18 protein-coding genes are annotated in these 24,263 nt (G+C 65.8%); 6 read left to right on the forward strand and 12 right to left on the reverse strand.

All coding sequences use genetic code 11. The features are described from left to right. Positions 1-5: 5 nt before the first annotated feature. Entirely contained in the window at positions 6-878 is an 873-nt protein-coding gene (locus tag IFR14_RS00425) for an alpha/beta fold hydrolase (protein ID WP_191939907.1), read from the reverse strand. Between the two features lie 85 nt (positions 879-963). On the opposite strand from IFR14_RS00425, the gene IFR14_RS00430 reads away from it, so the two are divergent. Beyond that, entirely contained in the window at positions 964-1,461 is a 498-nt protein-coding gene (locus tag IFR14_RS00430) for a CGNR zinc finger domain-containing protein (RefSeq protein WP_191939908.1), read from the forward strand. A gap of 46 nt (positions 1,462-1,507) precedes the next feature. On the opposite strand, the gene IFR14_RS00435 is transcribed toward IFR14_RS00430, so the two are convergent. The 5 genes from IFR14_RS00435 to IFR14_RS00455 form a co-directional block, all read right to left on the reverse strand. After that, positions 1,508-2,017, reverse strand: coding sequence for an RES family NAD+ phosphorylase (locus tag IFR14_RS00435; protein ID WP_342365611.1), 510 nt, complete (start codon positions 2,015-2,017; stop codon positions 1,508-1,510). A gap of 61 nt (positions 2,018-2,078) precedes the next feature. After that, positions 2,079-2,864 (reverse strand): SDR family NAD(P)-dependent oxidoreductase, encoded by a 786-nt coding sequence (locus IFR14_RS00440; protein WP_191939909.1) that lies wholly within the window; start codon positions 2,862-2,864, stop codon positions 2,079-2,081. A gap of 86 nt (positions 2,865-2,950) precedes the next feature. Then, a complete protein-coding gene (locus IFR14_RS00445; protein ID WP_191939910.1) occupies positions 2,951-5,203 on the reverse strand; it encodes a glycoside hydrolase family 3 C-terminal domain-containing protein in 2,253 nt (750 codons plus the stop codon). Next, positions 5,200-7,695 carry an alpha-L-rhamnosidase gene (locus tag IFR14_RS00450; RefSeq protein WP_191939911.1) on the reverse strand — a complete coding sequence of 832 codons (2,496 nt, stop codon included), beginning with the start codon at positions 7,693-7,695 and terminating at the stop codon, positions 5,200-5,202. The genes IFR14_RS00445 and IFR14_RS00450 overlap by 4 nt, the downstream gene beginning before the upstream one ends. Before the next feature lie 27 nt (positions 7,696-7,722). Next, positions 7,723-9,075, reverse strand: a complete 1,353-nt coding sequence (locus tag IFR14_RS00455; RefSeq protein WP_191939912.1) for an MFS transporter — start codon at positions 9,073-9,075, stop codon at positions 7,723-7,725. 102 nt (positions 9,076-9,177) lie between these two features. Here IFR14_RS00455 and IFR14_RS21305 point away from each other — a divergent pair, with 102 nt between their 5' ends. After that, complete coding sequence (locus tag IFR14_RS21305) at positions 9,178-10,188, forward strand: substrate-binding domain-containing protein (protein WP_191939913.1); 1,011 nt, start codon at positions 9,178-9,180, stop codon at positions 10,186-10,188. A gap of 571 nt (positions 10,189-10,759) precedes the next feature. On the opposite strand, the gene IFR14_RS00465 is transcribed toward IFR14_RS21305, so the two are convergent. Further along, on the reverse strand, positions 10,760-11,047 hold the full coding sequence (locus IFR14_RS00465) for a hypothetical protein (RefSeq protein WP_139382337.1): 288 nt from the start codon (positions 11,045-11,047) through the stop codon (positions 10,760-10,762). 142 nt (positions 11,048-11,189) lie between these two features. Beyond that, entirely contained in the window at positions 11,190-12,131 is a 942-nt protein-coding gene (locus IFR14_RS00470; protein ID WP_191939914.1) for an aromatic alcohol reductase, read from the reverse strand. Positions 12,132-12,245: 114 nt separating this feature from the next. Here IFR14_RS00470 and IFR14_RS00475 point away from each other — a divergent pair, with 114 nt between their 5' ends. Both IFR14_RS00475 and IFR14_RS00480 read left to right on the forward strand, forming a co-directional pair. After that, positions 12,246-12,629 carry a MerR family transcriptional regulator gene (locus IFR14_RS00475; protein WP_056781292.1) on the forward strand — a complete coding sequence of 128 codons (384 nt, stop codon included), beginning with the start codon at positions 12,246-12,248 and terminating at the stop codon, positions 12,627-12,629. 145 nt (positions 12,630-12,774) lie between these two features. Further along, positions 12,775-14,445: a CTP synthase gene (locus IFR14_RS00480; RefSeq protein ID WP_191939915.1), complete on the forward strand. Its 1,671-nt coding sequence runs from the start codon at positions 12,775-12,777 to the stop codon at positions 14,443-14,445. 415 nt (positions 14,446-14,860) lie between these two features. Here IFR14_RS00480 and IFR14_RS00485 read toward each other — a convergent pair whose 3' ends face one another. Both IFR14_RS00485 and IFR14_RS00490 read right to left on the reverse strand, forming a co-directional pair. Beyond that, on the reverse strand, positions 14,861-17,284 hold the full coding sequence (locus tag IFR14_RS00485) for a glycoside hydrolase family 2 TIM barrel-domain containing protein (protein ID WP_191939916.1): 2,424 nt from the start codon (positions 17,282-17,284) through the stop codon (positions 14,861-14,863). Positions 17,285-17,336: 52 nt separating this feature from the next. After that, the gene (locus IFR14_RS00490) at positions 17,337-18,551 is read right to left on the reverse strand and encodes an MFS transporter (protein ID WP_191939917.1); all 1,215 of its coding nucleotides are present in this window, start codon (positions 18,549-18,551) and stop codon (positions 17,337-17,339) included. Between the two features lie 224 nt (positions 18,552-18,775). Here IFR14_RS00490 and IFR14_RS00495 point away from each other — a divergent pair, with 224 nt between their 5' ends. Then, on the forward strand, positions 18,776-19,726 hold the full coding sequence (locus IFR14_RS00495; RefSeq protein ID WP_191939918.1) for a LacI family DNA-binding transcriptional regulator: 951 nt from the start codon (positions 18,776-18,778) through the stop codon (positions 19,724-19,726). Positions 19,727-19,880: 154 nt separating this feature from the next. On the opposite strand, the gene IFR14_RS00500 is transcribed toward IFR14_RS00495, so the two are convergent. Next, on the reverse strand, positions 19,881-22,052 hold the full coding sequence (locus IFR14_RS00500; RefSeq protein WP_244650515.1) for a glycoside hydrolase family 3 protein: 2,172 nt from the start codon (positions 22,050-22,052) through the stop codon (positions 19,881-19,883). Positions 22,053-22,150: 98 nt separating this feature from the next. On the opposite strand from IFR14_RS00500, the gene IFR14_RS00505 reads away from it, so the two are divergent. Continuing rightward, positions 22,151-22,744 (forward strand): TetR/AcrR family transcriptional regulator, encoded by a 594-nt coding sequence (locus tag IFR14_RS00505; protein ID WP_079704262.1) that lies wholly within the window; start codon positions 22,151-22,153, stop codon positions 22,742-22,744. Between the two features lie 877 nt (positions 22,745-23,621). Here IFR14_RS00505 and IFR14_RS00510 read toward each other — a convergent pair. After that, the gene (locus IFR14_RS00510) at positions 23,622-24,206 is read right to left on the reverse strand and encodes a MarR family winged helix-turn-helix transcriptional regulator (RefSeq protein ID WP_124767772.1); all 585 of its coding nucleotides are present in this window, start codon (positions 24,204-24,206) and stop codon (positions 23,622-23,624) included. Between the last annotated feature and the right edge of the window lie 57 nt (positions 24,207-24,263).

Below are 24,263 nucleotides of genomic sequence, written 5' to 3' on the forward strand. Positions count from 1 at the left end.
CCGAGCTATGCGCTCCGGTCAGTCGTCCGGAGCCAGTCCGTGATGGTGTCAGCGACGTGGTCGAGGTCGGATTCGAGGAGGAAGTGTCCGCCGTCGACGAGTTCGACGCGAGCATCGGGGGCATCACGGGTGAACGCTGTGGCGCCGGCGGCGGCGAAGATCTCGTCGTGACGCCCCCAGATCGCGAGCACCGGCACCTGTGAGGTGCGGAGCCATTCGTGCACCGCGGGGTACAGGTCCCGATTGGTGGCGTAGTCGCGGAAGAGCGCCAGCTGCACGTCGTCCTGACCCGGACGGGCGAGGAGCGCGAGGTCGTGCTCCCAGGCGTCGGGGTCGACGGTCGTCACATCTGGCACGCCGTGGGTGTACTGCCATTCGACGGCTTCCCGTCCGAGGGCTGGACGGAGCGCATCGCGCGTCTCGGTGGTCCGTTCGGCGGCGTCGGCCCAGATCGGGTCCCAGAAGCTCGAAATGAAGCCCTCTTCGTAGGCGTTGCCGTTCTGGGAGATGACTCCGACGACGGCAGTGGGGTCGTTGAGGGCCAGGCGCCAGCCGACCGGGGCGCCGTAGTCCTGGACGTAGATCGTGTACTGCGTCACGCCGATGGTCGAGAGGAACCGGCCGGTGACCCCTGCGAGGGCCGCGAAGGTGTACTCGAACTCGTCGACCGATGGGGTGGAGGAGCGACCGAAGCCGATGTGGTCCGGAGCGATGACGCGGTACTGGCCGGCAAGCGCCGGGATGAGGTGCCGGAACATGTGGGAGCTGCTCGGGTACCCGTGGAGGAGCAGAAGCACGGGAGCGTCTGCCGGGCCAGCCTCGCGATAGAAGACGTCGAGCCCGTCGATCGAGACGGTGCGGTGGTGGACGGTGACCATTGCTAACCCCTTTAGATTGTTTTACTGGTTAGTCAGACGGTAGCATGGATCCAGGGCGTCGGACGGCGCACGAGAACGGAGAACGATGCTTCGCGACGAGGAGCTGCTGCTGGGCCTGTTGAACAGTGCGCCGGTCGTCGAGGGCACCCCGACCGACCGTCTCGAGGGGGCGACCGGACAAGACCTGGCGCGCAGCTGGGGCGGCACGGGATCCGTGGACGAGGTGGCGCGCCTCCGACGTGCGAGACAGGCGCTGCAGACCATGGTCCGTGGAGATGACGGAGGAGCGATCAGCGACCTCGCGGGCATCCTCGACGATGCCGTGCGCACGCCGCGTATCACCCCGGATGGCGTGGTCTGGGAGCTTCAGGTCCCTGACGACGATCGCTTGGTGGCGGGGGTCGTGCTGGCGTGGTCGAGCGTGATCACGGAGTTCCCCGGGCGCCTCCGCGCCTGCGCGAACCACGAGTGCACGCAGTTCCTCGTCGACCACAGTCGACCTGGCACCGCGAAGTGGTGTTCGATGGCGGTCTGCGGCAACCGGATGAAGGCGCGCACGCATGCGCGCCGCGCTCAGAGCTGAGCGGCCCGGCACACGCTCGGATCAGGACGAACGTCGTATTACGGCATCAGTTCGCGGCGGCAACATGAATCCCTCTCAAGCTGACGGTCGGCGCACCAGGCTCGTTCCAGCGGAAGAGCACCAGATGCCAGAGCCCCGGTCGCTTTCGCGAGGGGTCGATCAATCCGTTCGCGCCGCCGGCAAGGAGGCGGTCGCGGACCCTCCACGATGTCGGCGTGCCTCCGCCGGCGACGACGTCCTGCCATGGGGTCGCTGCGTCAGCGAGGTCGATGCCTGCCGATTCCAGAGCCCCCGCGTCGCGCAGATCGACGATGCCGGACGCCTCGACATCGATCTCCACGATCTCACGCGCCGCCGCCCGAGCGTCCTGGTGGGCGAGCATCGCGGCCTCGACGCCATCGATGGACGAGCTCAGGTACAGCGTCGGCTCGTTCGCCCGCGAATAGCGCCCAGCGGTGCGCGATCCGGCGATCGCAAACTCGCGGAACCTCGGGTCGATCGCGCGGTAGAACGTGCCCCTCAGCGGTGGCGCGAAGGTCAGGTCGATACCGGTCACAACGCAAGCTTCTCACCGCGGAATGTCGCGCGCGACCCGATGTCAGCAGGTGATCGAGGGGTCAGGCGTGGGTTCCGCCGTCGATCCGGATCTCCGTGCCCGTGATGAACGCGCCGTCGGCGCTCGCGAGCATCGCGACGACGCCCGCGACGGCATCGGGTGAGGCGAAGCCTTCACCGAGCATGGGTTGGAGCTTCATCATGAGGCTGTAGTCGACGTCGTCCGGCAGGCCCGGACCCACGCTTTGACCGCTCATGCCCGTCCCGCTGGTCATCCCGGATGAGATGGAGCCCGGCTGGACGGAGGTGAACCGGATGCCATCCTTGGCGTACTCGGCGGCGAGCGCGTGCGTCATCGACTGCACGCCTCCCTTGCTCGCGGCGTACGCGGCCATGTAGGGATGGGCGAAGCCGGCGGATGTGGAGCTGAAGTTCACGACGGCAGCTCCAGTACCCCGCTGCAGGGCTGGAAGGGCCTCGCGGATCATGAGGAACGTCCCGGTGAGGTTGACGCGGATGATCTGTTGGAAGCTCTCCAGGCTGGTCGTCGCCGTGTGGGAGGAACGCAGGATGCCGGCCGCGTTGACGAGGACGTCGAGCCCGCCGAGGATTCCGACGGCCTCCTCCACGCCGCCACGGACCGATCCTTCGTCACCGATGTCGATGATCACCGGATGGAAGCGTTCGAGGTCAGAGCCTGCCTTCGACGCGGTGTCCGCCAGGCCTGTGTCGCTGATGTCCGCGGCGACGACCGTCCCGCCTTCCGCGAGGATCCGCAGGGTCGTCGCCTGTCCGATACCGGAGCCTGCCCCGGTGATGAGGACTCGCCTGTCGTCGTATCTGTTCATGTGTGCCTCCATCGGCGTCGTCGTTCTCGGGATGTTCTGTGGCCGGCTGACCGGCGAGCCCTGACCGCCAGGCGGCGGCACCCTCGTCATCGTGCGACACCCGCAGCGGATCGCGACAGCTGCATCATCTGCTCGAGGGACTCCTCGGGGATGGCGCCCTGGACGAATGCGAGGAACTGCTGCATGGGCATGGATTCGACCATCTTGAGCTGGTCGGGGTTCTCCGCGGCCTGCTGGGCCTGCTCCGCGGTCATCCCCGCGGACATGCCCTGCATGAGCAAGGGTCCGACCTCGGGGTGACCGAACCAGTCGCCGACCGTGGACGCCAGGGTGAGTTCGCGGACGATCGTGTCTCCGCTCAGCGTCACGGCCGTCTCGCGGGTGATGGTGGCGGCGTCCGAGCCGACCTGGATCAGGTGGTCGCCGGCGGTGACGACCCACCGGTCGAGCTCGATGTCCCAATAGGCGAAGGCGCGCCGATCGAGCCGCAGCGTGACCGTGGTGCTCTCGCCGGCACCGAGGTCGACCTTCGCGAAACCGCGCAGCTCTCGAACCGGGCGGCGCACCGGCGCCGGTGCCGGGGCGACGTAGAGCTGGACGACGTGCTTGCCAGTGCGCTCACCGGTGTTGGTCACGGTGACGTCGACCTCGACCTCGGCGTCACCGACGACCCGGGCGACGACGCTCTCGGTGGAGAACGTGGTGTAACTGAGTCCGCGACCGAACGGGTACCGCACCGGCACCTCCGCCGAGGTGTAGTACCGGTACCCGACGAAGACGCCTTCGCCGTACCGCACGTGGCCTTGCTCGCCGGGGAAGTTCACCCAGCTGGGGGTGTCTTCCAAACGGAGCGGGATCGATTCCGCCAGGTGGCCGGACGGGTTGACCCGGCCGAACAGCACATCCGACATGGCTGAGCCGCTCGCCTGACCGAGCAGCCACCCTTCCAGGATCGCGTCGACCTCGTCGTGCCAGCCTTCGAGCGAGACGACGCCTCCATTCGAGAGCACGACGACGGTCTTCGCCGCTGTCGCTGCGACGGCGTGGATGAGATCGACCTGCGGGGCCGGGAGGGCGAGGGTGTCGCGGTCGAACCCTTCGGACTCGTCGCGGTCTCCCAGCCCGACGAACAGCATGGCGACGTCTGCACGGGCGGCGACGGCGACCGCTTCGTCGAGGAGCGCGGCGGTGTCACCGGAGCCGTCCTCGGTGAACCCGGTCGCGTGCTCGATGGTCACCCCCTCCGCCCACGACTGGTCGCGGATGGCGTCGAGGGCGGCGTCCACGCGGGTGGCGTTGATGTGGGAGCTGCCGCCTCCCTGATACCGGGGCGTGGTCGCGAAGGCGCCGAGCACGGCGATGCGGGTGTCCGGCCGGATGGGGAGGGTGGACTCATCGTTCTTGAGCAGCACGATCGAATCCGCCGCGACCTGTCGGGCCAGCGTGTGGTGGCCGTCCACGTCGAGATCACCGGTGGCATCGCTTGCCAGCTCGGTGAGCGCCACGACCCTGCGGACGGATTCGTCCACGAGCTCTTCGTCGAGTCGCCCGGCCAGCACGGCGTCGACGATCTGCTGGTCGGTGGCTCCTCCACTGCCGGGCATCTCCAGGTCCATCCCGGCTGCCACACCTGCGACGCGGTCACTGACGGCGCCCCAATCGGAGACCACCGAGCCCTCGAAGCCCCAATCGGTGCGCAGGATGTCCGTAAGCAGCCATCGGTTGTGGGAGGCGTAGACCCCGTTGATCTTGTTGTACGAACACATCACGGTGGCGGGCCTGGCCTCCCGGACGACTCGTTCGAAGGCCGGGAAGTAGATCTCCCGGAGGGTGCGCTCGTCCACGTCTGCGCTGATGCGCATCCGTTCGTGTTCCTGGTTGTTCGCGGCGAAGTGCTTGACCGAAGCCCCCACCCCCGTCTCCTGCATCGCGGTGACGTGAGCGGCGCCGAGCACTCCGGAGAGGTAGGGGTCCTCTGAGTAGTACTCGAAGTTCCGGCCGCACAGCGGGCTGCGTTTGATGTTCACCCCCGGTCCGAGGACGACGGAGACTCCGAACGCCCGTGCTTCCCGGCCGACGGCGGCACCCACCTCTGCGGCGAGCTGCGGGTCCCAGCTGCTCCCCACCGCCACGGCGAGGGGGAAGCACGTCGAGGGCAGGCTGTCGTTGATCCCGAGGTGGTCGGCGTCCCCGGCCTGGCGTCGCACGCCGTGGGGTCCGTCGGTGAGCACGATCGACGGGATGCCCGCGTCGGGCAGGCTCTTCGTGGACCAGAAGTCGGCGCCGGAGAGGAGGGCTGCCTTCTGCGCGAGGGTCAGTGCGGATGGATCGAACGTCATGCTGATGCTCCAGTGGTTGCGGCGTCGAGGGACGCTTCGATGTCGGTCTTCAGTTCCTCGGATGCGCCCGGGATGTAGTCCAGGAGTGTTCTGATGGACAGGGCCGAGGCGCCGGGGTCGTCGCCGTCCAGTGGCACGCCAGGGACGTGTCGGCCGAACGCGTCGGTGAACAGGCGCCAGGCGTTCGGGTCGGCGGCGATATCGCCCAGGGTCGAGTCCAAGTTGTACGAACCGCCCTGGCCCGCGTCCTCCACGGGGTAGTTCCACTCGTGCGACCCGGCAACGATCTCGAACACTGCCGCATCCGGGTGCAGGGGGAGCTCGACCTCGGCGGTCGTGCCGTCCGGGATGGTGACGAGCACACGGCCCTCGCCGTCGACGATCCGCCAGTCGACGAGGACGTCGCCGTGGACAGTGGTGTGTCTGAGCACTGCGGAAGTGACACCGCGGCCAGGCCGGGGCGCGATGCGCATCCTGCAGTAGCCGGGCTCGACCGGGGTGAGGCCGCCGATCGTGCGGTGCATCCAGTCGACGACGGCGCCGAGCGCGTAGTGGTTCAGGGAGGTCATGCCGGACGGGTTGATCGAGCCGTCGGGACGGATCGAGTCCCATCGCTCCCAGACGGTCGTGGCCCCCATGGTCACGGGGTACAGGAACGACGGGCAGCCCGTCTCCAGGAGGAGCAGGTAGGCCGCATCGAGGTGGCCTGTCGAGGACAGGGCGTCGGTGACCAACGGAGTGCCGGCGAATCCGGTCGAGATGCGGTAGCCGGCCTTCGCGACGATCGCTGCGAGCCGGTCCCCCGCGTGTGCCCGCTGGGACTCGTCGAGGATGTCGAACGCGATCGCCAGCGCGTAGGCGGTCGCGGTCTCGTCGACCACTCGCCCGTTCGCACTGACGTATTCATTCAGGAAGGCGGTCCGCACGCGTTCGGCCAGCGCTCGGAACTCCGCTGCATCGTCGGGCCGCTCGAGGACGCCGGCGGTGTCGGCCATCTCCCGAGTGGTCCGGCAGAGATAGGCCGCAGCGACCAGGTGCCGATCGGTCTTCCCGCCGGCCGGGTTGTCGGCCGGCGCATCGGGGTCGAGCCAGTCCCCGTACTGGAATCCGCTGCTCCACAGCCCGTTCTCGTCGAGCAGATCGGCCACCTGGCGGATGAACGCGGTCATCGAGGGGTAGGCCTCTGCGAGGATCCGCGGGTCGCCGTACTCCCGATAGAGCGTCCAGGGCAGGCTGACGGCCACGTCGCTCCACAGGGCCGTCGGCGAGGACGGCGTGGACAGGACGTCGGGGACGACCCAGGGCACGAAGCCCCGCACCGCCTGCTCGGCGGCGAGGTCGCGCAGCCAGGATCCGAGCACACCGCGGACGTCGTAGAGGAACGCGGCGGAGGGCGCGAAGGCGTTGATGTCGCCGGTCCAGCCCAGCCGCTCGTCCCGCTGCGGGCAGTCGGTGGGCACGCCGACGAAGTTGTCGCGCATCGACCAGACGGCATTCGCGTGGAGTTGGTTCAGCAGCGGATCGGACGTCTCGAGCCACCCGGTGCGCCGCATGTCGGAGTGCACGACGATCGCGCGAACCGAATCGGCGGTGAGTTCACCGGGCCACCCGTCGACCTGCACGTACCGGAAGCCGTGGAACGTGAAGCGCGGCTCCCACACCTCGGGGCCACCACCGCTCAAGGTGTACCGGTCCGTCGCCCGCGCTGTGCGGATCGTCTCGTAGTCAGGCTCGCCGTCGGTCATGACCTCTGCGTGGCGGAGCGCGATGGTCGTGCCGGCGGGGCCCGTGACCTGCAGTCGCACCCATCCGGAGATGATCTGGCCGAAGTCCAGCACGGTGAGACCAGCGGGTGTGGTGAGGATGTCCACCGGCGCGAGCTCCTCGATGCGCCGGATCGGCGGGGCGATGGGTTCGACGAGGGACTCCTGCGGCCAGTCCATCAGGGACACACCATCCCAAGCACTGTCGTCGAAGCCCGGCGCGTCCCACCCTGATGGCTCCAGGCGCGCGTCGAACTCTTCACCGTCGTAGATGCTGTCGGTCAGCCCCCCACCGGTGCTGGATCGGAAGGTGTCGTCGCTCACGATCACCTCGGTGCTGCCGTCGGCGTATTCGAGCTCGAGCTGCAACCAGCCGGCGGGTCGCTCCGAGTAGTGGTGGCGCTTGCCCTCCCACCCGAGTCGCCCCAGCGCCCACCCCTCGCCCAAGACGGCACCGATCACGTTGCCGCCTATGCGGATGCGATCGGTCACCTCGTGGCTGCTCACCACGAGGCGGTGACGATAGGACGTCCAGCCCGGAGTGAGGACCTCATCACCGACCACTGATCCGTTGAGGTGGGGTTCGATCAACCCCACGGCGGTGACTCGCAGTGTCGCGGCAGCAGGCTGTCTCGTGAGCGTGAATTCCTTGCGAAGGTACGCGGCAGGGCCCTCGGGCGCTGGACTGGGGGTGGCTGAAGTGATGAAGGACGCGGTCCAGGTCGACATGGTGGCTCCTCGAGCGGTGGTGACGGGCTATCGGACGGATCGGATTCTCAGGACCACGAGCCCTCCGAGCAGGGTGAACGCTGCGGCGATGATGTAGAGCAGTGTGTAGTTCTTACCGCCGCCGGCGGTCACGCCGATCGCGAGGAAGACGGGCGCGATGAACGGCGCGACGGCCTGCGGGATCGACACGGCGAAGCCGATGATCCCCATGTACCGCCCGGCGTTGGTGGCCTTCTCCGGCAGGACGTCCAGGATCAGCGCCTGATCGACCGCGGCGAACATCCCGATGCCGACCGACGTGATCAGCGACCCGGTGTACAGCACCGGGACGTCGGAAGCCAGGGCCATCACGATCGCGCCGACGGCGAACAGCACGGCGCCGAGGAGGACGAAGACGCGTCGGCGGCGGACCTTGTCCGACAGGAACCCGCCCCCGATCGCGCCCAGGGTCGTCGCTCCGATCCCGAACAGGCCGAGGGTGGCGATGATCGGTGCGACCTCGGTCACCTCGACGCCGAGCCGTGAGGCGAAGAAGAACGCGGTGAAGGTCGTGTTCAGGGTGAGACCGAAGTAGAAGAGGAACCGCCCCAGCCAGACCAGCGAGAAGTCCGGGAACCGCCGCGGGTTGTACAGATACTTACTGAACAAGGTCTTCGGCGAGAGCCGCTCATCGAAGCGGGCCCCCCGCGTGTCCGGTTCCCGCGTGAAGAGCACGAACATGGCGACGAAGATCACTCCGACGAGCCCCGGGAGCAGGAAGAGGAGCAGAGCGTTCCCGGAGAACGACCCGGCGATCACGACACCGAACACCGGCGCCACCTGGGTCGCGAACCCCGCGAGTCCGGCGACCTTGCCACGCTGTGTTTCAGACAGCTTGTCCGCCATCGACGTCTGCAGATTCTGCAGCACCTGACCCCAGCCGATCTGCGCGAGAACCCAGCCGAAACCGAGCACCAACACGGATGGAGCGAGCGCCATCACCACGAGGGAGACCACACCCAACACCGTGCCCGCGATCATGAACGGACGACGACGCCCGATCCGCGTACGCGTGCGGTCGCTGAGCACCCCGAACAACGGAGCGGTGAGCATCACGACGAGGGCACCCGACCCGGTGATGTAGCCGAGGTACTCGTCACGGCCGGGAGCAAGCTCCGAGAGGCGGATCGCCAGGGAGATCGCCAGCGGAGTGATGAAGGCGACGAAGACGCCGAACTGCCCCAGTACCTGGAACCAGATGTAGGACGGGCTCGCCTGCGGCTCGGCCCGGGTGGGTGCGCTGTCGATGACCTCCTCGACGGCTGCCGGCGCTGCAGGGAACGGCTGGGCGGGGGCAGCGGACGCTCGCGGCGTCTCGTTGCGTGGGGGCTCGTGTGTCATGGGGACTCCGTTGTCGAAATGGCGCCGGGTAGCGCGCGCTAGTTCTGCACTCTAGTCCGATCGAACTAGCACGCGCAAGCACAAGTACGGCAGAGTGGTCCGGTGAGCGATCCCCTCGTGAAGAAACGCCCAACGGCCGCCGACGTCGGACGCGAAGCCGGAGTGTCGCGCGCGACCGTCGGGTTCGTCTTCAACCAGACCGCCGGACAGACGATCTCGTCGAGTACCCGCGCACGCGTGTTGGAGGCGGCCGAGCGGATCGGCTACCGGCCGCACGCCGGAGCGCAGGCACTCGCCCGAGGGGCGAGCCGCATCGTCCTCCTCGTCCTCCCCGACTGGCCTGTCGGCGCGAGCATGCAGCGGTTGATCGAGGCAGCCAGCAGCGTGCTCGACGATGCGGGGTACACCCTGGTGACGTATACGCCTCGCCGCGAAAGCGCCGTTCGGCCACTGTGGGAGCTGCTGGAGCCGGAGGTCGTGATGGGGTTCGCCCCGTTCACGCCGGAGCAACTCTTGAGCATGCGCGCTCAGGGCATCAATCACATCTTCCCCGACGACATCGGCGGCAGCGCCTCACCCGATACGGGACCTGCCGAGCAACTCAGGTTCCTGCACGGCCTCGGACACCGCCGCATCGCTTATGCCTCGACGGCTGATCCCCGGCTGACTGATCTCGCCAGCGTGCGCGTCCAGGCAGCTCAGCAGCACGAGCAACGACACGACCGGGTTCCACTCGACGTGCGGACACTGGCCGGGCAGGACGATGCGATCGAAGCGGTCCGTGACTGGCGCGCCGCCGGAGTCACCGCCGTAGCCGCCTACAACGACGACGTCGCGGCCCTCATCGTGGGAGCGGCTCTGCGACTCGGCCTCAGCGTGCCGAACGATCTCTCCGTGATCGGCCACGACGACGCACCGATCGCAGCCCTCTTCGTCCCCTCCCTGACGACCGTACGCCGCAACGAAGAAGCCGACGGCGCGAACTTCGCAGCCGTCGCAATCGCCCAAGCCAGCGGGACCGAGCTGCCGGATCTCTCCGAAGCGGTCCTGGAACAGGTCATCGTCCGTGACTCCTGCGCCGCGATACCCGCCTCGGACCAGCTCGTTCGCTGAACGGCGGGCGACCTCGCGAAACGCGGTCCTACCTACATGTGAACGCGCACGCAAAGTGTCGCCACGGTCCCGCTGAATCAGCGGGTTTCCAACGTAAAGTGTCGCCGGCGTTTCCAACACAACGTGTCGCTCCGAACATGCCCGCGTGATTCCGCGGATCTGAGGACGGGCTGGGGGCATTTGGTGGCGCCCTCCGCCGAGGCCCGGCCTGGAGTGACCGGTCTGCATAGTTGTCGCGCTCGACAGTAGCGCGGCCCCACACTCACCGTCAGGATGTGTGCCGCGACATCGCAGATCTTCGCTCGAACTCGACGGCCCTGAAACACCTAGACCATTGACCCCAACCCGCCGAGCCACGTAGTGGTTCACCGGCAACCGTCCTGCAACTCGTTGTTCATGGGGCGTCTCGCGGGTCATCCTCTAGGAGGCCGCGAACGCTCCTCCTCCGTTCCGCTAACGGTTGCGCCGGATAACGAAGGCGACTAACCGCTATTTGATGGAACCGAGAGCAGTCGCATCCAGGCGTCTGCAGGGCCGCGACTGGAGTGAAGCACGATTCGTTTCCCCGGGGCTAGCTGGTGGCAGGCACCATGTTGAGTTCGTCGGCTTCTTCTTCCGTGACGATTCCGACGAGCTCGGCTATCTTCACGGCAATGTCCTCCATTGGCTCTTCGGCCGTGCTGAATCCACCGCGCGACGCAAGGGTGGGGGTGACTTGATCGAGCTCCTCGAATGTCACACCGTGCATGACCGGGACGAGGATTTGCGATGGGACATTGGACATCGCCCCGCCTCCTTCGGTCAGGAACAGCCCCGTGGCGAGCGTGCTGTATCGCACGTCGCCTTCGGTGAAGGTCAACCGGGCGTGGAATATGACATCTTCACCTGGAAGACATAAGACAGCTACTTGTGAACGCGCGCGCAAAGTGTCAAGCAGTGCGCCCCGCGTGGAGTGCTCATGGGCGCCTCCTCTCGAGCTCTACGCCGCTTGGATCCGGTACTCAGGCGACGAGGTTCTGCTGGGCCCACTCCCGGAGCGTTGTAGTCGGGATCGACCGGCGCTCGTTAAACGTGTCGCTCTTGTCCCAGGCTACGCCTCGCCCCTGCGCGAACACGGCGCGGTACTTCCGGGTCATGTTGTCTGGGTCGTTCGCCAGCTCGTTCATCAGCGACGACTCTGTCCAAACTGCAAGTTCGAACGGACGACCAAGGACTGCTTCCAGGGTTTCAGCGACCTGGCGATACGTGATCGTGTCGCCTGCTACGTAGACGATCTCGTTGCGGATCCGGGGCTCCTCGAACAGAATCTCCGCCGTGAGTGCACCGATGTCTTCCGGCGTGGTCACCGTGACCGCGGTGTCGGGGCTGCCGAGCGCGTTGACGGTGTGGTTCGGCAGGTCGACCATTCCCGAGCCTGGCTCGAAGAGGTAGTTCATGAACATGCCGGTGGAGATGATCACCCACTCGGTGTCGTGCTGCGCCCTGAGCAGATCTCGCACGTCGAGTTGCGAGTCGAAAATGTCCTGTGGACTGCCACGCCCGATCACATCGAAGTCGACGCCGAACTGCCACGGGAAGTACCGCGGAATCTTCGCCTGCAAAGCGGCCTGTGCGACTTTCATCGGAGTTTCAACGCCGGCTGTGATCCCGGTGCAGCCGATCACGGTGTCATATTCCGCGAAGATGGCCGCGAGTTCATCGATTGACTGCCCAACGAGATCCCCTTGAACGATGCCGACTCCCAAAGCGCGGATCTCAGCGACGTTGCGCTGCTTCGCGGGAGTGGTGGAGTCGATCGTGTTCGACCGCAGGAGCACATCGACGGACGCTTCCAGAGCTGGTGAGGCGCGCCTCACGACGTTGCGGAGGACAGGCATGCCGAGTTCTCCTGCTCCGATGACGAGAATGTTCCGCGAGGGGGCGCTGGAGGCGGTCGCCGACATAGGTGTGTCCTTCCTTTGGTCGCCCAACGGTTGGGCGCCCATCATGTCAGCCAGCGTAAAGTTTGACACCAGTGTCAATGTCAACTCCGGGTGCGGTGAAGGGATGGCTGAAGGATGAAGATCGGTGAAGCGGCTGCTGTGGTCGGCGCTCCGACGCGCATGCTGCGCTACTACGAACAACAAGGACTGATCCAGTCGACGCGATCGGCGAACGGCTACCGCGAGTACTCCGACGAGCAGGTCGAACACGCCCGCCATGTCCGCGCCCTGGTCCAAGCCGGCTTGTCCACACGCATGATCAAAATCGTTCTGGACATCGAAGCACCACAGCCGGGACAGCAGTCTGCCTCGTGCAGTCGCGCATTGGCGGAGGATCTGGCACGAGAATTGCGCGTCGTGGAAGACAGGATCGTGTGTCTTGAGAAAAGCCGTGACGCGGTCATCCACTACCTCCAGCACACCGACCACGCCGATCTGCTGTCGCCCGCGCGGCCCTGAACCGTCGCTGCCAGAGGAATCCCGGCGCACGGTGCAGACACTGATCGAGCGCTGAACTAACCGCGGCGTGAAGTTAGTATGGAGTCCCGTGGCGAATACTCGAAGCAACGGAACCAGCACCCCGCCCTCGATCTCAGCTCCCAGAGTGACGAAACAGATCTTCGTCACGGGCGGGGTCGTCTCCTCGCTCGGCAAAGGCCTGACGGCGGCCAGCCTCGGCAACCTGCTCACGGCCCGGGGTATCAACGTCGTGATGCAGAAGCTCGACCCGTACCTCAACGTCGACCCGGGAACGATGAATCCGTTCCAGCACGGTGAGGTCTTCGTGACCGACGATGGAGCCGAGACGGATCTCGACATCGGGCACTACGAACGCTTCCTTGGCATCAACCTCAACCAGGGCGCGAATGTCACGACCGGCCAGATCTACTCGACGGTCATCGCGAAGGAGCGCCGCGGCGAGTACCTCGGGGACACCGTCCAGGTCATCCCGCACATCACCGACGAGATCAAGCGCCGCATGCGGTTGCAAGCTTCCGATTCCCCCCAGCCCGACGTCATCATCACCGAGGTCGGCGGCACGATCGGCGACATCGAGTCCCAGCCGTTCATCGAGGCGGCCCGACAGGTGCGTCACGAGCTCGGCCGTGACAACGTCTTCTTCGTACACATCTCCCTCGTGCCGTACATGGGCACTTCTGGTGAGCAGAAGACCAAGCCAACACAGCATTCGGTGGCACAGCTCCGCTCCCTTGGAATCCAACCTGACGCGCTCGTCCTGCGCAGCGACCGTCCAGTCAGCGGGTCGAACAAGACGAAGATCGCCCTGATGTGCGATGTCGACGAAAACGCCGTGGTGAACGCCATAGACGTGCCGTCGATCTATGACCTACCGACGCTGCTCCATGACCAGAGCCTCGACCAGGTCATCATCGACGCACTGCAGCTCGACGCGCATGACATGGACTGGTCGGCTTGGAAGCCGGTTCTTGATGCCGTGCACGAGCCGGAGGGGGATGTCACCATCGCCCTGGTCGGCAAGTACATCGACTTGCCAGATGCGTACCTGTCCGTCACCGCAGCCCTCCGGGCGGGCGGCTTCGCACACCGCACCACGGTGAATCTGAAGTGGATCGCTTCGGACGACTGCATCACAGCGGAGGGCGCCGCGGAGCAGCTCGGCGACGTGGACGGCATCTGCGTGCCCGGCGGGTTCGGTGTGCGCGGCATCGAGGGCAAAGTCGGAGCGCTGAAATTCGCTCGCGAACAGAGCATCCCGACGCTTGGCCTGTGCCTCGGGATGCAGTGCATGGTCATTGAATACGCCCGCCACGAAGCCGCCCTGCCGGAGGCCTCGAGCACCGAATTCGACCCGGAGACATCGACCCCGGTCATAGCGACCATGGCCGCGCAGGTCGACATCATCGCGACGGGCGAGCTGGGTGGCACGATGCGCCTTGGGCTCTATCCGGCTTCGTTCACGACGGGCTCTCTAGCCGCCGACCTGTACGGCGCTGTGACAGCATCCGAGCGGCACCGTCACCGCTACGAGGTCAACAACACTTACCGTGATCAGATCGCGGCGGCCGGACTCGCTTTCTCCGGCACATCACCTGACGGCACTCTCGTCGAGTACGTCGAGCTCGACCGCGGCGTGCACCCGTTCTACATCGGTACCCAGGCACATCCTGAACTCCGCTCTCGCCCGACCAACCCACACCCCTTGTTCGCAGGACTGGTCGGCGCGGCCATGACGAGGCGTGACTCATCCAGACTCTTCACTCGAGAGATCAACTCAGAACAGATCCAAGCGTGATGATCCTCTGCAAGGACACCCACCCGACTGTCGTGCTCGACACGAGCGGCACCTTTCCCTCCGCTCGGATCCGCACCAGCCGGATGGCCGAACCCTTGCGTGGCTCGCTCGTCCCGCGAAGCCGGCATCGCCCATGTGAGGAGCGCCCTAGGTTCGAGTGGCCGCGCCCATCTCCCACCTCGCCGCGGAGAAGCTCGCTGTCGTCACTCAGGCCAGCAGTCGGGACAGCCGCTCAGAATGAGCACCCTATTCGAGGGCATCTGGCGTCGCGGTGAAGAGCGCCCGGTGATCCCCTCGATCCCAACCAGACAGCCCATACGGATGGCCACCGCAGGCCGCATCAAGTCCGACGGTCGTCGCTAGCCGGGCGCCGGGGTGGTCAGTGCTTCATGGGTGCACTGACCACCCGTCGTGCTCACCGGGCCGTGAGATTCACGTACTGCGGCGGAAGGCCCGCCGCTGCAGCGCGCACGGTGATCGTCCCGGGGCCGGTTGGACGGATGATGGCCAGGGCCCGTCCGTCGTAGGTGGTCCTTGTCGCCGCCGCGAACTCTTCGATGCTGTCCGGCTGGGCGCTGCCGAAGCCGGCGAGGATTCCGGGGCCCTCGATCTCCACCGAGACGGCGGTGGCGACGTCAGTCGCGATCGTCCCCGTCTCGTCGGAGAGTTCGACGCTGAGATACGCGAGATCTCCGCCATCAGCTGTCAGTTCGGTGCGATCTGGCGTGAGGGCCAACTGGATGATGTCGCTGCGAGTGCGGAGCGTGCTGCTGCCGACCTCGATCCCGTCTCGTATGGCGATCGCCGTGAGCTCACCCGGGTGATATTCGGTGTCGAATTTCGCGATGCACGCCTTGTGGACGCCGACCTGAGCACGACCGATGATCGTGCCGTCGCGACGGAGCTCGACCTCGTCCGCATCGCTGTACACGTCGACCTTGATCGCTGATCCTGGCGGGACGGCCCAACTCCAGCTGCTGACGACGTCATCCCAGGACCACCCACCCACGAGCACCTCGCGTCCGTGATGCTCGGGTCGTTGCACTGCGATGTACGGTTGGCTTCGCAGCCCCCAGACGGTTTCCTGCCAGAACGAGACGGGGCGACGATTCCCGAGGATGTCGATCGTGCCGGATTGGGCGAGCATCCAGGGATAGGGGGAGCTCGTGCCTGTCGGCACATCAGCGTCGTCCGGGTAGACCGGTCGACCGATGCTCGCTTCCCCGATGTAGTCCCAAGCGGTCCAGGCGAAGTCACCGATCACCGTCGGGTGCTGCTCGACCAGCGGCCAGATCCGGTCGAGCGCGCGCGGGAAGGTCTCGGATCCTACGAGGATGCGGTTCGGGTGATGCTCGGCGTCGATCGCGTAGCGGGCTTCGGCGTAGTTGATCCCACTGACGTCGAGCTGCGACTGGGATTCTTCGATTCGATCGGAGACCAACGCCGTGGAGCCGAGCGTGTTCATCATGTCTTCCATCGACCCCATGAGCGCGTTGATGTTCATCGGGGTGTCGCCCGAGGCCATCTGTGCGGCGAAGACGTCCATGGTGGCGACCATCCCGTTGATGGCATTGGTGATGAGTCGCGAGTCGTCGAGCGAGCGCACTTTCTCTGCAAGCGCCCGCCCCCAAGTAGATCCGATAGCGCTGCCGGTCTCGAAGATCTCGTTGCCGGTCGAGTACATGATGACGCTTGGGTGATTGAAGTCCTTGGCGACCATCGACTCGACGTCTCGTTCCCACCACTCCGGGAAGTCGAGCGAGTAGTCGAAAGCGGTCTTGCTCTTCGTCCATACGTCGGACACTTCGTCCCAGACAAGGAGCCCGTGGCGGTCACAGGCGTCGAGAAAGGCACGGCTGATGTTGTTGTGGGAACTACGGACGGCGTTGTAGCCCGCCGCCTTGAGCAGTTGCACGCGACGCTCCTCCGCGCGCGGGTGGGCTGCACTGCCGAGCGGGCCGTTGTCGTGGTGGATGCAGCCACCCCGAAGCTTCACCGAGCGCCCGTTGATCCGCAGACCATGCACCGGATCGACGGTGACGGATCGTACACCGAAGACGGATTCGTCCTCATCGAGCAGGGTGTCGCCCTCTCGCACCCGAGTGTGCGCGGTGTGCAGTCGCGGGTCGTCGACATTCCAGAGTGCTGGCTCGGGGAGGTAGTGACGGAGGTGCACTCGTCCAGTCGTCCCGGGGAGCAGGGTGATCGGCGCGGTCTGCAGGCTGAGCACCACATCGGCATCGTCGCGGATCTCTGTTTCGACCCGGACGGTGCGCGTGTGACGGGTCTCGTTGGCGACCTCGACGGTGGTGATCACGGATGCCAGGTCGGGCTCGATGACGGGGGTGGTGATGCGCACACCATCGAGCGGGATGTGCACCGGCTCGGCGGTGACGAGCCACACGTTGCGATAGAGACCGGCGCCGGCGTACCACCGGCTGTCTTCGTGGGTACGGACCTCGACGCTGATGGTGTTCGCCTCACCGAACCGGAGAAACGGGTCCAGCGCAACGGAGAACCCGACGTACCCGTTCGGGCGCTGAGCGGCGAAGTCGCCGTTGACGTACACGACAGCATCACGGTAGGCACCCTCGATGTCGAGGACGACGCTCTGATCACGCCATTGGGCCGGCACATCGATGGTCTTGGTGTACTCGAGGTGCGCGCTCGGGTAGTAACCGGTGTGACTGCCATTGGGGCTGTCTGCGGACCGCGGCAAGTCTCGGAGGCCATCGTGCGGGAGCGTGACGGCCGTCTTGGCTGATCCGCCGCTGAAGGCGTCGAAGGGTGAACCCTTGTGACCGACGGTCCAGTCGCTGTTGAAGGGTGTACGGATCATGCGAGTGCCTTTCTGGCGATGTGCGATAGGTGGTCGGATGCGGGATGGGTGGTCACCGAACGCCCTTGATGAATCGGACGCTGATGGCACCGAGGATGACGGCGACGATGGTCACGATGAAGAGCGGCTGGTAGAGCCCGGTCGCCGCGACGACGGCGCCGGCCAGAACGGGGGCGATCACCTGCGGTCCGGCATTGGCGACGTTCATCACGCCAAGATCCCGTGCGGCGTTGTCCATATTCGGGAGGACTCGAGTGATCAGCGATTGGTCGACGGCGAGGTAGACGCCGAAGGCGACGCCGAAGATGCCGCTGGCGATGAAAGCGCCGGTGAGCGTGGGCACCAGGAGGTAGACGAGGGCGCCCGGGGCGAAGAGGAGACTCGACAGGCCCACGAACACACGGATTCGTCCGAACCTGTCCGACAGCCATCCGCCGATGATCGAGAAGACGAGGAGTCCGAGCGTGCTCACTCCCTGCACAGCGACGAGGACGGCGGCGGCTTCCGTGACCGTACCGACACCGATGTAGTCAGCGAGGATGTACAGCTGCATGCCGGACATGAAGTTGTAGCCGAAGATGATCAGGAACCGGCCGGCGAACGTCCACCAGAAGTCAGGCGCGCTCCGGAAGCTCGGAAAGCGAGCCGCCGCCCGACGCTCGGCCTTGGAGGCGTGAACCGCGGCACGGACCGGCACGTAGTCCTTCGTCGTCAACGCGAAGATCGTCCCAAGGACGAGCACAACCGCAGCGATGCCCACGTACCCTACGAAGAGGTTCGTCGTCAGGCCGGCGATCGTGATCCCTCCGAATGCACCAAGGATCGACGACGCTCCGACCAATCCGGACATGGTCCCCCGGTTCCGGATCGGGACGCGTTCGGGGAGAACGGCGGTCAGGGCCGCCTGCAAACCGCTCAGAGGCCACATCGCGATCGCCCACGTGATGGCGAGGACGAGCGGGCTCGGGCTGCTGGCGGTGACGAGCAGGGCGAGGGCCGCGGCGACCGCGGATCCCAAGATCCAGATGTTGCGCCGGCCAAGGAAACGGCTGCTCGTCTTGTCTGAGAGGAGTCCGAGCAGTGGCTGCGCCACCAAGCTCGAGATCGCACCAGCACTGATCACGAGGCCCAGCATGCCGGCTGCCCCGGTCGTCTCTCCGAGCAGCTCGGCGACCTGTCTGCCGAGCATCACCTGAAGCACGCCACCCCAGACGACGTTGACACTGATCATCGCCAGCGGATAGATGACCCAGAGCCATCGGCTCATGTGCTGGGGACCCGTCGATGGCTCGAGAAGGGCATCCGGTGTAACTGCTGAACCGGGTACAGGGGCTTGATGAGGGCCGGTTTCGGGTTGAACGCTGTTGGTCGACATTGAGGATCTCCACGGCTCTGTGAGGGAAACGCTTACGCGCGTTATCGCCTCATCTAACATCATCTGATTACGCGCGTCAACTACACTGGTCGGACAGACACAAGGGGGAACGCGGGATGGCAGTCACGAGCGATGACGTTGCACGCGCTGCGGGGGTATCTCGGCCGGCAGTCAGTCAGATCCTGAACGGGCGAGGACGGTTCGCTCCGGAGACCATCCGACGAGTGGAAGAGATGGCTGCGGCCATGAACTACCGCCCGTCAGCGGCCGCTCGGACGCTTGCCACCGGAACGAGCGACGTCGTGGTCGCTCTCGTGCCCAACACCACGTTCGGCACCAATCTGCAAGACGTCATCGACGTGCTCACCGCAGAGCTCGCTCAAGTCGGCCTGACGCTCGTTCTGCGTTTCGCGAGTTCTCCCGTGGAACTGCTCGAGCACTTCGTCACGACCGTTCGACCGCGCGCAGTGGTCGCGCCCTTCGTCGCTGCCACGGCTGCGGAGCGGAAGTTCATAGAAGGCAGCGGGGTTACCCTGATCGATCTGGCCGCGGGAGAGGATGTGAACTATCGCATCGGTCAAATGCAAGGCGAGTATCTGGTATCGAAGGGGCACCAGGCGCTCGTCTACGCGCACCTGCACGACGCCCGCATCGACGTGTACGGCGACATGCGGGAACGAGGACTCGCCGATTCCTGCCGCGAGCACGCGATTGCAGCGCCGAAATCGATTCGGCTGTCTGTCGACCTGGTGGACGCAGTGTCCGTCTTGCGCGACCTTCCTACCGGAGTGGCCATCGCCTGCTACAACGACGACGTGGCTATCGCGCTCCTCGCCGCAGCACGAGAACTCGGACGTCGCGTTCCGGAGGATGTCGCTCTGCTTGGAGTGGACGCGACTCGGATCGGTGCCCTCATGTCGCCCCGGCTGACCACCATCGCGGTCGACACGACGACCGCTTTGCACGCAATGGTCGACAACATCGTGAGCCAGCTGTCCGGTTCTGTTCCCGTCGACTCCCTCGCGGATCGACTTGTGCTCAACGTCGTACACGGCGGCTCCGCCTGACGGCGGGCACTGAGATGCCCCATTGGTCACCAGGTTGCTTGCCCAGTCGGATCTCGCTTTCTCGGCCAGGGTGGCGCAGCGACCGAAACTCGTCCTGCTAGCCGCGGCGCCGGCCAGCCAGGACGGAAGCCGTGCGCCGCGGTGGCGATACTCGTCAGGAGCGCGCTAGATGCAGCCCTGCCGATACGGCGTCGTGGTCGCCCGAGTACGCTGCTGCCTCGATGCGAACACTGTCTGCGGCAGGCGCGAACCCGGCGTCTGTCCATCGCTGAAGTGGACGGGTGGAACCCGCGAGGCGGACCGTCCGGGCCTTTCCTGCCTCAAGCGTCAGCGGAGCGAATCCGACGAGGACCCGCTTTGGAAAGTCCGGAGCCTCGACCGCAGCGTAGAGCTGCACCACGTGTCGTCCGGGACGTTTACCGGTGTTCCGGACGGTGACGAAGGCGGAGAATTCCTCGCCGTCGACGTCGCCGAGCTCAATCGTCTCGATGTCGAACGAGGTGTACGACATACCGAAGCCGAGAGGGAAGGCGGCCTGGTGGCCGTCCCGGTCGAGCAGTCGCTGACCGTGCCAACGGTCGTAGGTGATGGCGGCGGCGTCGATGTCGAACGGGGGGAGGTGGTCTTCACTGGTGGGAATCGAATACGGGAGTCGTCCGGTTGCATCGCGTTCGCCGAGGATGACGTCCGCCAGTGCCGTGCCGCCTTCGCTGCCGCTGTACCAGCCGACGAGCACGGCGGGGACAGCGTCGCGCCATTCTTCCGTGATCACCGCACCGGCGGTGACGATGACGACGACGGTCCGCGGATTCGCGGCCGCGGTCGCTCGGATGATCTCGGCATCGACTGGGCGGACGCGGAGGGAGCGCCGGTCACCGCCGAGCGCTGTTCCCATGGTGTGCTGCGAGTCGCCGGCGCCGGCCATGAGTGCGGCGAGGTCCACGCCCTCGGGAGCTGGTGGAAACAGGTTCAACAGCTCGGGCTGTGATGTGAGATCGCCCATGTATTCACCTTCGTCGGCCGCGGTGTATCCAACGACAACGATCGCCACATCGGCTCCTGCTGCCGCGATAGCGGCTGCTTGTGGGTCGTCTTCGCCGGCGAACGTCACCGTAGCGTCCGGCAGCGCGGCCTGCAGACCGCGCAACGGCGTGATGACCTCGGGTGAGCGGACATTCGAGGAACCGCCGTCGCCCGTGTTCGGCAGGTCGGCGAGACGCCCGATGACCGCAACCCGATCCAGCCCCTCACGGTTCAGCGGGAGGAGCGGTGCACCGTTGACGTCGTCGTTCTTGAGGAGCACGATCGCCGTCGCGGCGGCCTCCCGCGACAGTGCACGGTGCTCGGGCGAAAAGACGACCTCGAGGCCTGGCTCCGCATCGAGCGGCCGAGCGAAGAATGCGAGCTGCGTCGCGAGGATCCGACGTGCCGCCCGATCGACGTCGGACCACACCACTCGACCCGCTTCGAGGTCGGCAGGCAGTTGCCCGGCCCGCTGCTGTCGGAACGGCTCTTCAACGTCGAGACCGGCTCGGAGGGACTTGGCCGCGTCGCGCAGGCCGAAGATGAAGTCGGAGACGGTGACGCCGGCGAATCCCCACTCTTCGCGGAGAATGCCCTCCATGAGTCGTTCGTTCTCGCCTGCCCACTCGCCGTTAACGCTGTTGTATGCGGTCATGATGCCGTCGACACCTGCCTCGACGACGCGGCGGAAGTGCGGCAGATACACCTCGTGCAAGGTGGCATCATCGGCCGTGACGTCGATCGTGAACCGGGCGTTCTCCATCGAGTTCAGCGCGTAGTGCTTCGCAACAGCCATGGCGTGCCGACGGACACCGCGGGTCAGCGCCACCCCGAACTCCCCGAGCAGCAGACTGTCCTCGCCGTACGTCTCCTGGGCCCGCCCCCAGGCAGGGTGCCGAGGGAGGTTGATGCAGACGCCTCCGAAGAAGTTCGCTCCCTGTGCCCGCATCTCGGCGCCGATCGCCGTTCCGATGCGTTCCTCCAGGTCGACATCCCAGGTGGCGCCGCGCGCCATCGCGACCGGGAATGCTGTGGAGTTGCCCATGACGACGCCCCGCGGCCCGTCGCTGAACCGCAACCCAGGGATCCCGAGTCGATCCACGCGTCCCATGATGATCGGCCGCATGTTGTAACCAGCGCTCATCTCGCCCATGCCGGGCCAGAACTCATCATCCCCGTCAAGCAGCCACAGCTTCTCCTCGTCCGTCAGCAACGCGAGCAGCGCGTCCACTTCGGTAGCAAGCTCGGCACCGCTCTTGACGCGTTCGAGACTGCGCGAGAACTCCGTCGTCTTCGTCGACATCACAAAACCTTTCATCCCTTACCTGCACCGATGCAGGTAAGGGAATTGTAGGGAGCCGCAACAAATTTCACAAGGACGGATATGCGACGCTTGAGTCCATGACCGAGCAGCAGCGGAGAACGCGCCTTGCGCCCAGTGAGCGACGAGCGCTGATCATCGACGCGGCAACCCGTCAGATCGCAGAGGGCGGATACAACACGTTCACTCTTTCCAAGCTGGCCGAGGACTGCGGGATGACTCGAGCAGGTATCGAGCATCACTTCTCGTCGCGCGAGGAGCTACTGATCGCCGTCCTCCTCCATCGGGACGACCTCGACGCCTTCGCGATCACCACACCCGTCGAGGGACGAGACCCCCGGACCTTCGATGAGGACAGCGCGTGGAAAGTGCTCGACAACCTGGTGATACGAAATGCGGGGCAACCTGAGCTCCTGCGGCTCTACACGATCCTCGGCGCCGAGGCGCTTGATCCGCAGCACCCGGCACATGACTACTTTGCTGAGCGCACTCGAACTGCACGCGACCTGCTCGCGGACCTGTCCGGTTCATGGCACCCGCAACCACGGGCCTTCGCGCTCGCAGTGCTCGCGGTCCTCGACGGGCTGCAGCTCCAATGGCTGCGCTTCCCCGACGAAGACCTGGTCGCCCTATGGAAGGGCGCCGGAGGCGCGCTGGCTCGCAAGACGGCGTGAAAACAGTTCTGGTCTCGCCATCGAGACGACCCGTCAGCGGGTCAGCGATTCCGGGCAGCGCTGGGCGGCTCCCGGGTCGCGATTGCAGTTTTGATCGGTGTCGACTACGCATTCACCGGCGGCCGCCAGCATGTCTTCTGGACCAACGATACCTACTGACACCGCGGCCTGAACGCCACCCACACACTCCGGCAATCCGAGGCACCGGCCTCGCCGCCGGGGCGCTCACTTGCTAGCTTCGGCGGCTGGACCGCTCAAGCCGCTCGGATGCAGCCGCGACTGCCACAAGACATCGCCGCGAGGACGTTTTGCAATCTAAAACGTCGCTCCGAACAGAAAGCGACAATTTAGACTGCAAAGCGACACTTTACGACGTGCGTTCACACTACATGTGAACGCGGACGTAAAGTGTCGCCGCGGGGCCAGTGAACGAGCGGGTTTCCAACATAAAGTGTCGCCGCCGTTTCCAGCGCAAAGTGTCGCCCCGAACACGCCTGCGTGATTCCGGGGTTTGAGGCCGACTTGGGGTCATCTGGTGGCGCTGCCTCTCGTCCGTAAAGCACGTCGGCTCGATGCCATCAGCCCCAAACTTTCGTCGAACTAGGGGCGGGCGTCCTCGAACTCTCCCGCTGCCTTGTGCTCCCGGCAAGCACCGACCAGCTCGACGACACCGGCTGCGTTATCGGCGCCGTAGAAACCGAATACTTGCCCCTGCACGGACGCGTGACAGCGCTCGTGTTGGCGCGATCGGAGAGCCGAAGGGATCTCCACGGTGAATCCCGGGAACGGATCTGCTCATGGGGCATTTGGGTCCGGATCGTGCCTCACTCGTGGCATTCATCAGCCTCCGGCTGTGCCCTCGCCAACGGGAGCGATGTCAGCGGCCCTGTTCAACCACAGCCGGCCATCGCTGCACAGAGGCAAACGGAACGCCCGCGGTAACCGTGAGCGGATGATTCGGAAACGCATCAAGCGTGCTCGCGAGCTTGATCGTCAACCGCTCGAGCGTCTCGATCTCCTCTGCGCTCCACCCGGTCAGCACACTGACATCCTGCATGGCGTCCAACACGCGGGAGCCGAGCGCTCGGCCCGAGGCAGTCAGCCCGATGACAGCACCGCGCGCGTCTCGCGGGTCGTGCGCGCGGAACACCAGGCCAGCGCTCTCCAGACGAGCGATGACCCGGCTCATGTTCGACCGCGTCGTGTCGACCGCGTCGGCAAGTGCGGTGGGCGTCGCCAATCCGCGATAGATGAGCTGGTTGATCACCAGGAACGCTGGCAGATCCTTCGGAAATGGGAACCCGCTGTCGCGCATGACTTGCTCGCGGTACGACCGCGACGTCCCCCACGCAACGATGGCCTGGAACGCCGATTGGAAGCTCGGCGCATCGCCTCCAACGAGTGGAGCAACGTCCTCGGCCGCGAGGGCGTCCAGCGGGAGCGTGTTCTTGCTTCTCGGCATCGGACGGGACTCTTTCTACGACTCGGGCTCCCCAGCATAGAGCGCTCCGCGAGAGAA

Origin of the sequence: Plantibacter sp. CFBP 8775, assembly GCF_014839505.1 — a bacterium.
Taxonomy (GTDB): Bacteria; Actinomycetota; Actinomycetes; order Actinomycetales; family Microbacteriaceae; genus Plantibacter; species Plantibacter auratus.

Excerpts from the sequence above, each read along its gene's own strand:
- IFR14_RS00470 (WP_191939914.1), bottom strand. The coding sequence starts at position 12,131 with ATGTCGGCGACCGCCTCCAGCGCCCCCTCGCGGAACATTCTCGTCATC.
- IFR14_RS00495 (WP_191939918.1), top strand. The coding sequence starts at position 18,776 with ATGGCAGTCACGAGCGATGACGTTGCACGCGCTGCGGGGGTATCTCGG.
- IFR14_RS00430 (WP_191939908.1), top strand. The coding sequence starts at position 964 with ATGCTTCGCGACGAGGAGCTGCTGCTGGGCCTGTTGAACAGTGCGCCG.
- IFR14_RS00450 (WP_191939911.1), bottom strand. The coding sequence starts at position 7,695 with ATGTCGACCTGGACCGCGTCCTTCATCACTTCAGCCACCCCCAGTCCA.
- IFR14_RS00425 (WP_191939907.1), bottom strand. The coding sequence starts at position 878 with ATGGTCACCGTCCACCACCGCACCGTCTCGATCGACGGGCTCGACGTC.
- IFR14_RS00445 (WP_191939910.1), bottom strand. The coding sequence starts at position 5,203 with ATGACGTTCGATCCATCCGCACTGACCCTCGCGCAGAAGGCAGCCCTC.
- IFR14_RS00490 (WP_191939917.1), bottom strand. The coding sequence starts at position 18,551 with ATGAGCCGATGGCTCTGGGTCATCTATCCGCTGGCGATGATCAGTGTC.
- IFR14_RS00485 (WP_191939916.1), bottom strand. The coding sequence starts at position 17,284 with ATGATCCGTACACCCTTCAACAGCGACTGGACCGTCGGTCACAAGGGT.
- IFR14_RS00475 (WP_056781292.1), top strand. The coding sequence starts at position 12,246 with ATGAAGATCGGTGAAGCGGCTGCTGTGGTCGGCGCTCCGACGCGCATG.
- IFR14_RS00455 (WP_191939912.1), bottom strand. The coding sequence starts at position 9,075 with ATGACACACGAGCCCCCACGCAACGAGACGCCGCGAGCGTCCGCTGCC.
- IFR14_RS00510 (WP_124767772.1), bottom strand. The coding sequence starts at position 24,206 with ATGCCGAGAAGCAAGAACACGCTCCCGCTGGACGCCCTCGCGGCCGAG.
- IFR14_RS00440 (WP_191939909.1), bottom strand. The coding sequence starts at position 2,864 with ATGAACAGATACGACGACAGGCGAGTCCTCATCACCGGGGCAGGCTCC.
- IFR14_RS00500 (WP_244650515.1), bottom strand. The coding sequence starts at position 22,052 with ATGTCGACGAAGACGACGGAGTTCTCGCGCAGTCTCGAACGCGTCAAG.
- IFR14_RS00505 (WP_079704262.1), top strand. The coding sequence starts at position 22,151 with ATGACCGAGCAGCAGCGGAGAACGCGCCTTGCGCCCAGTGAGCGACGA.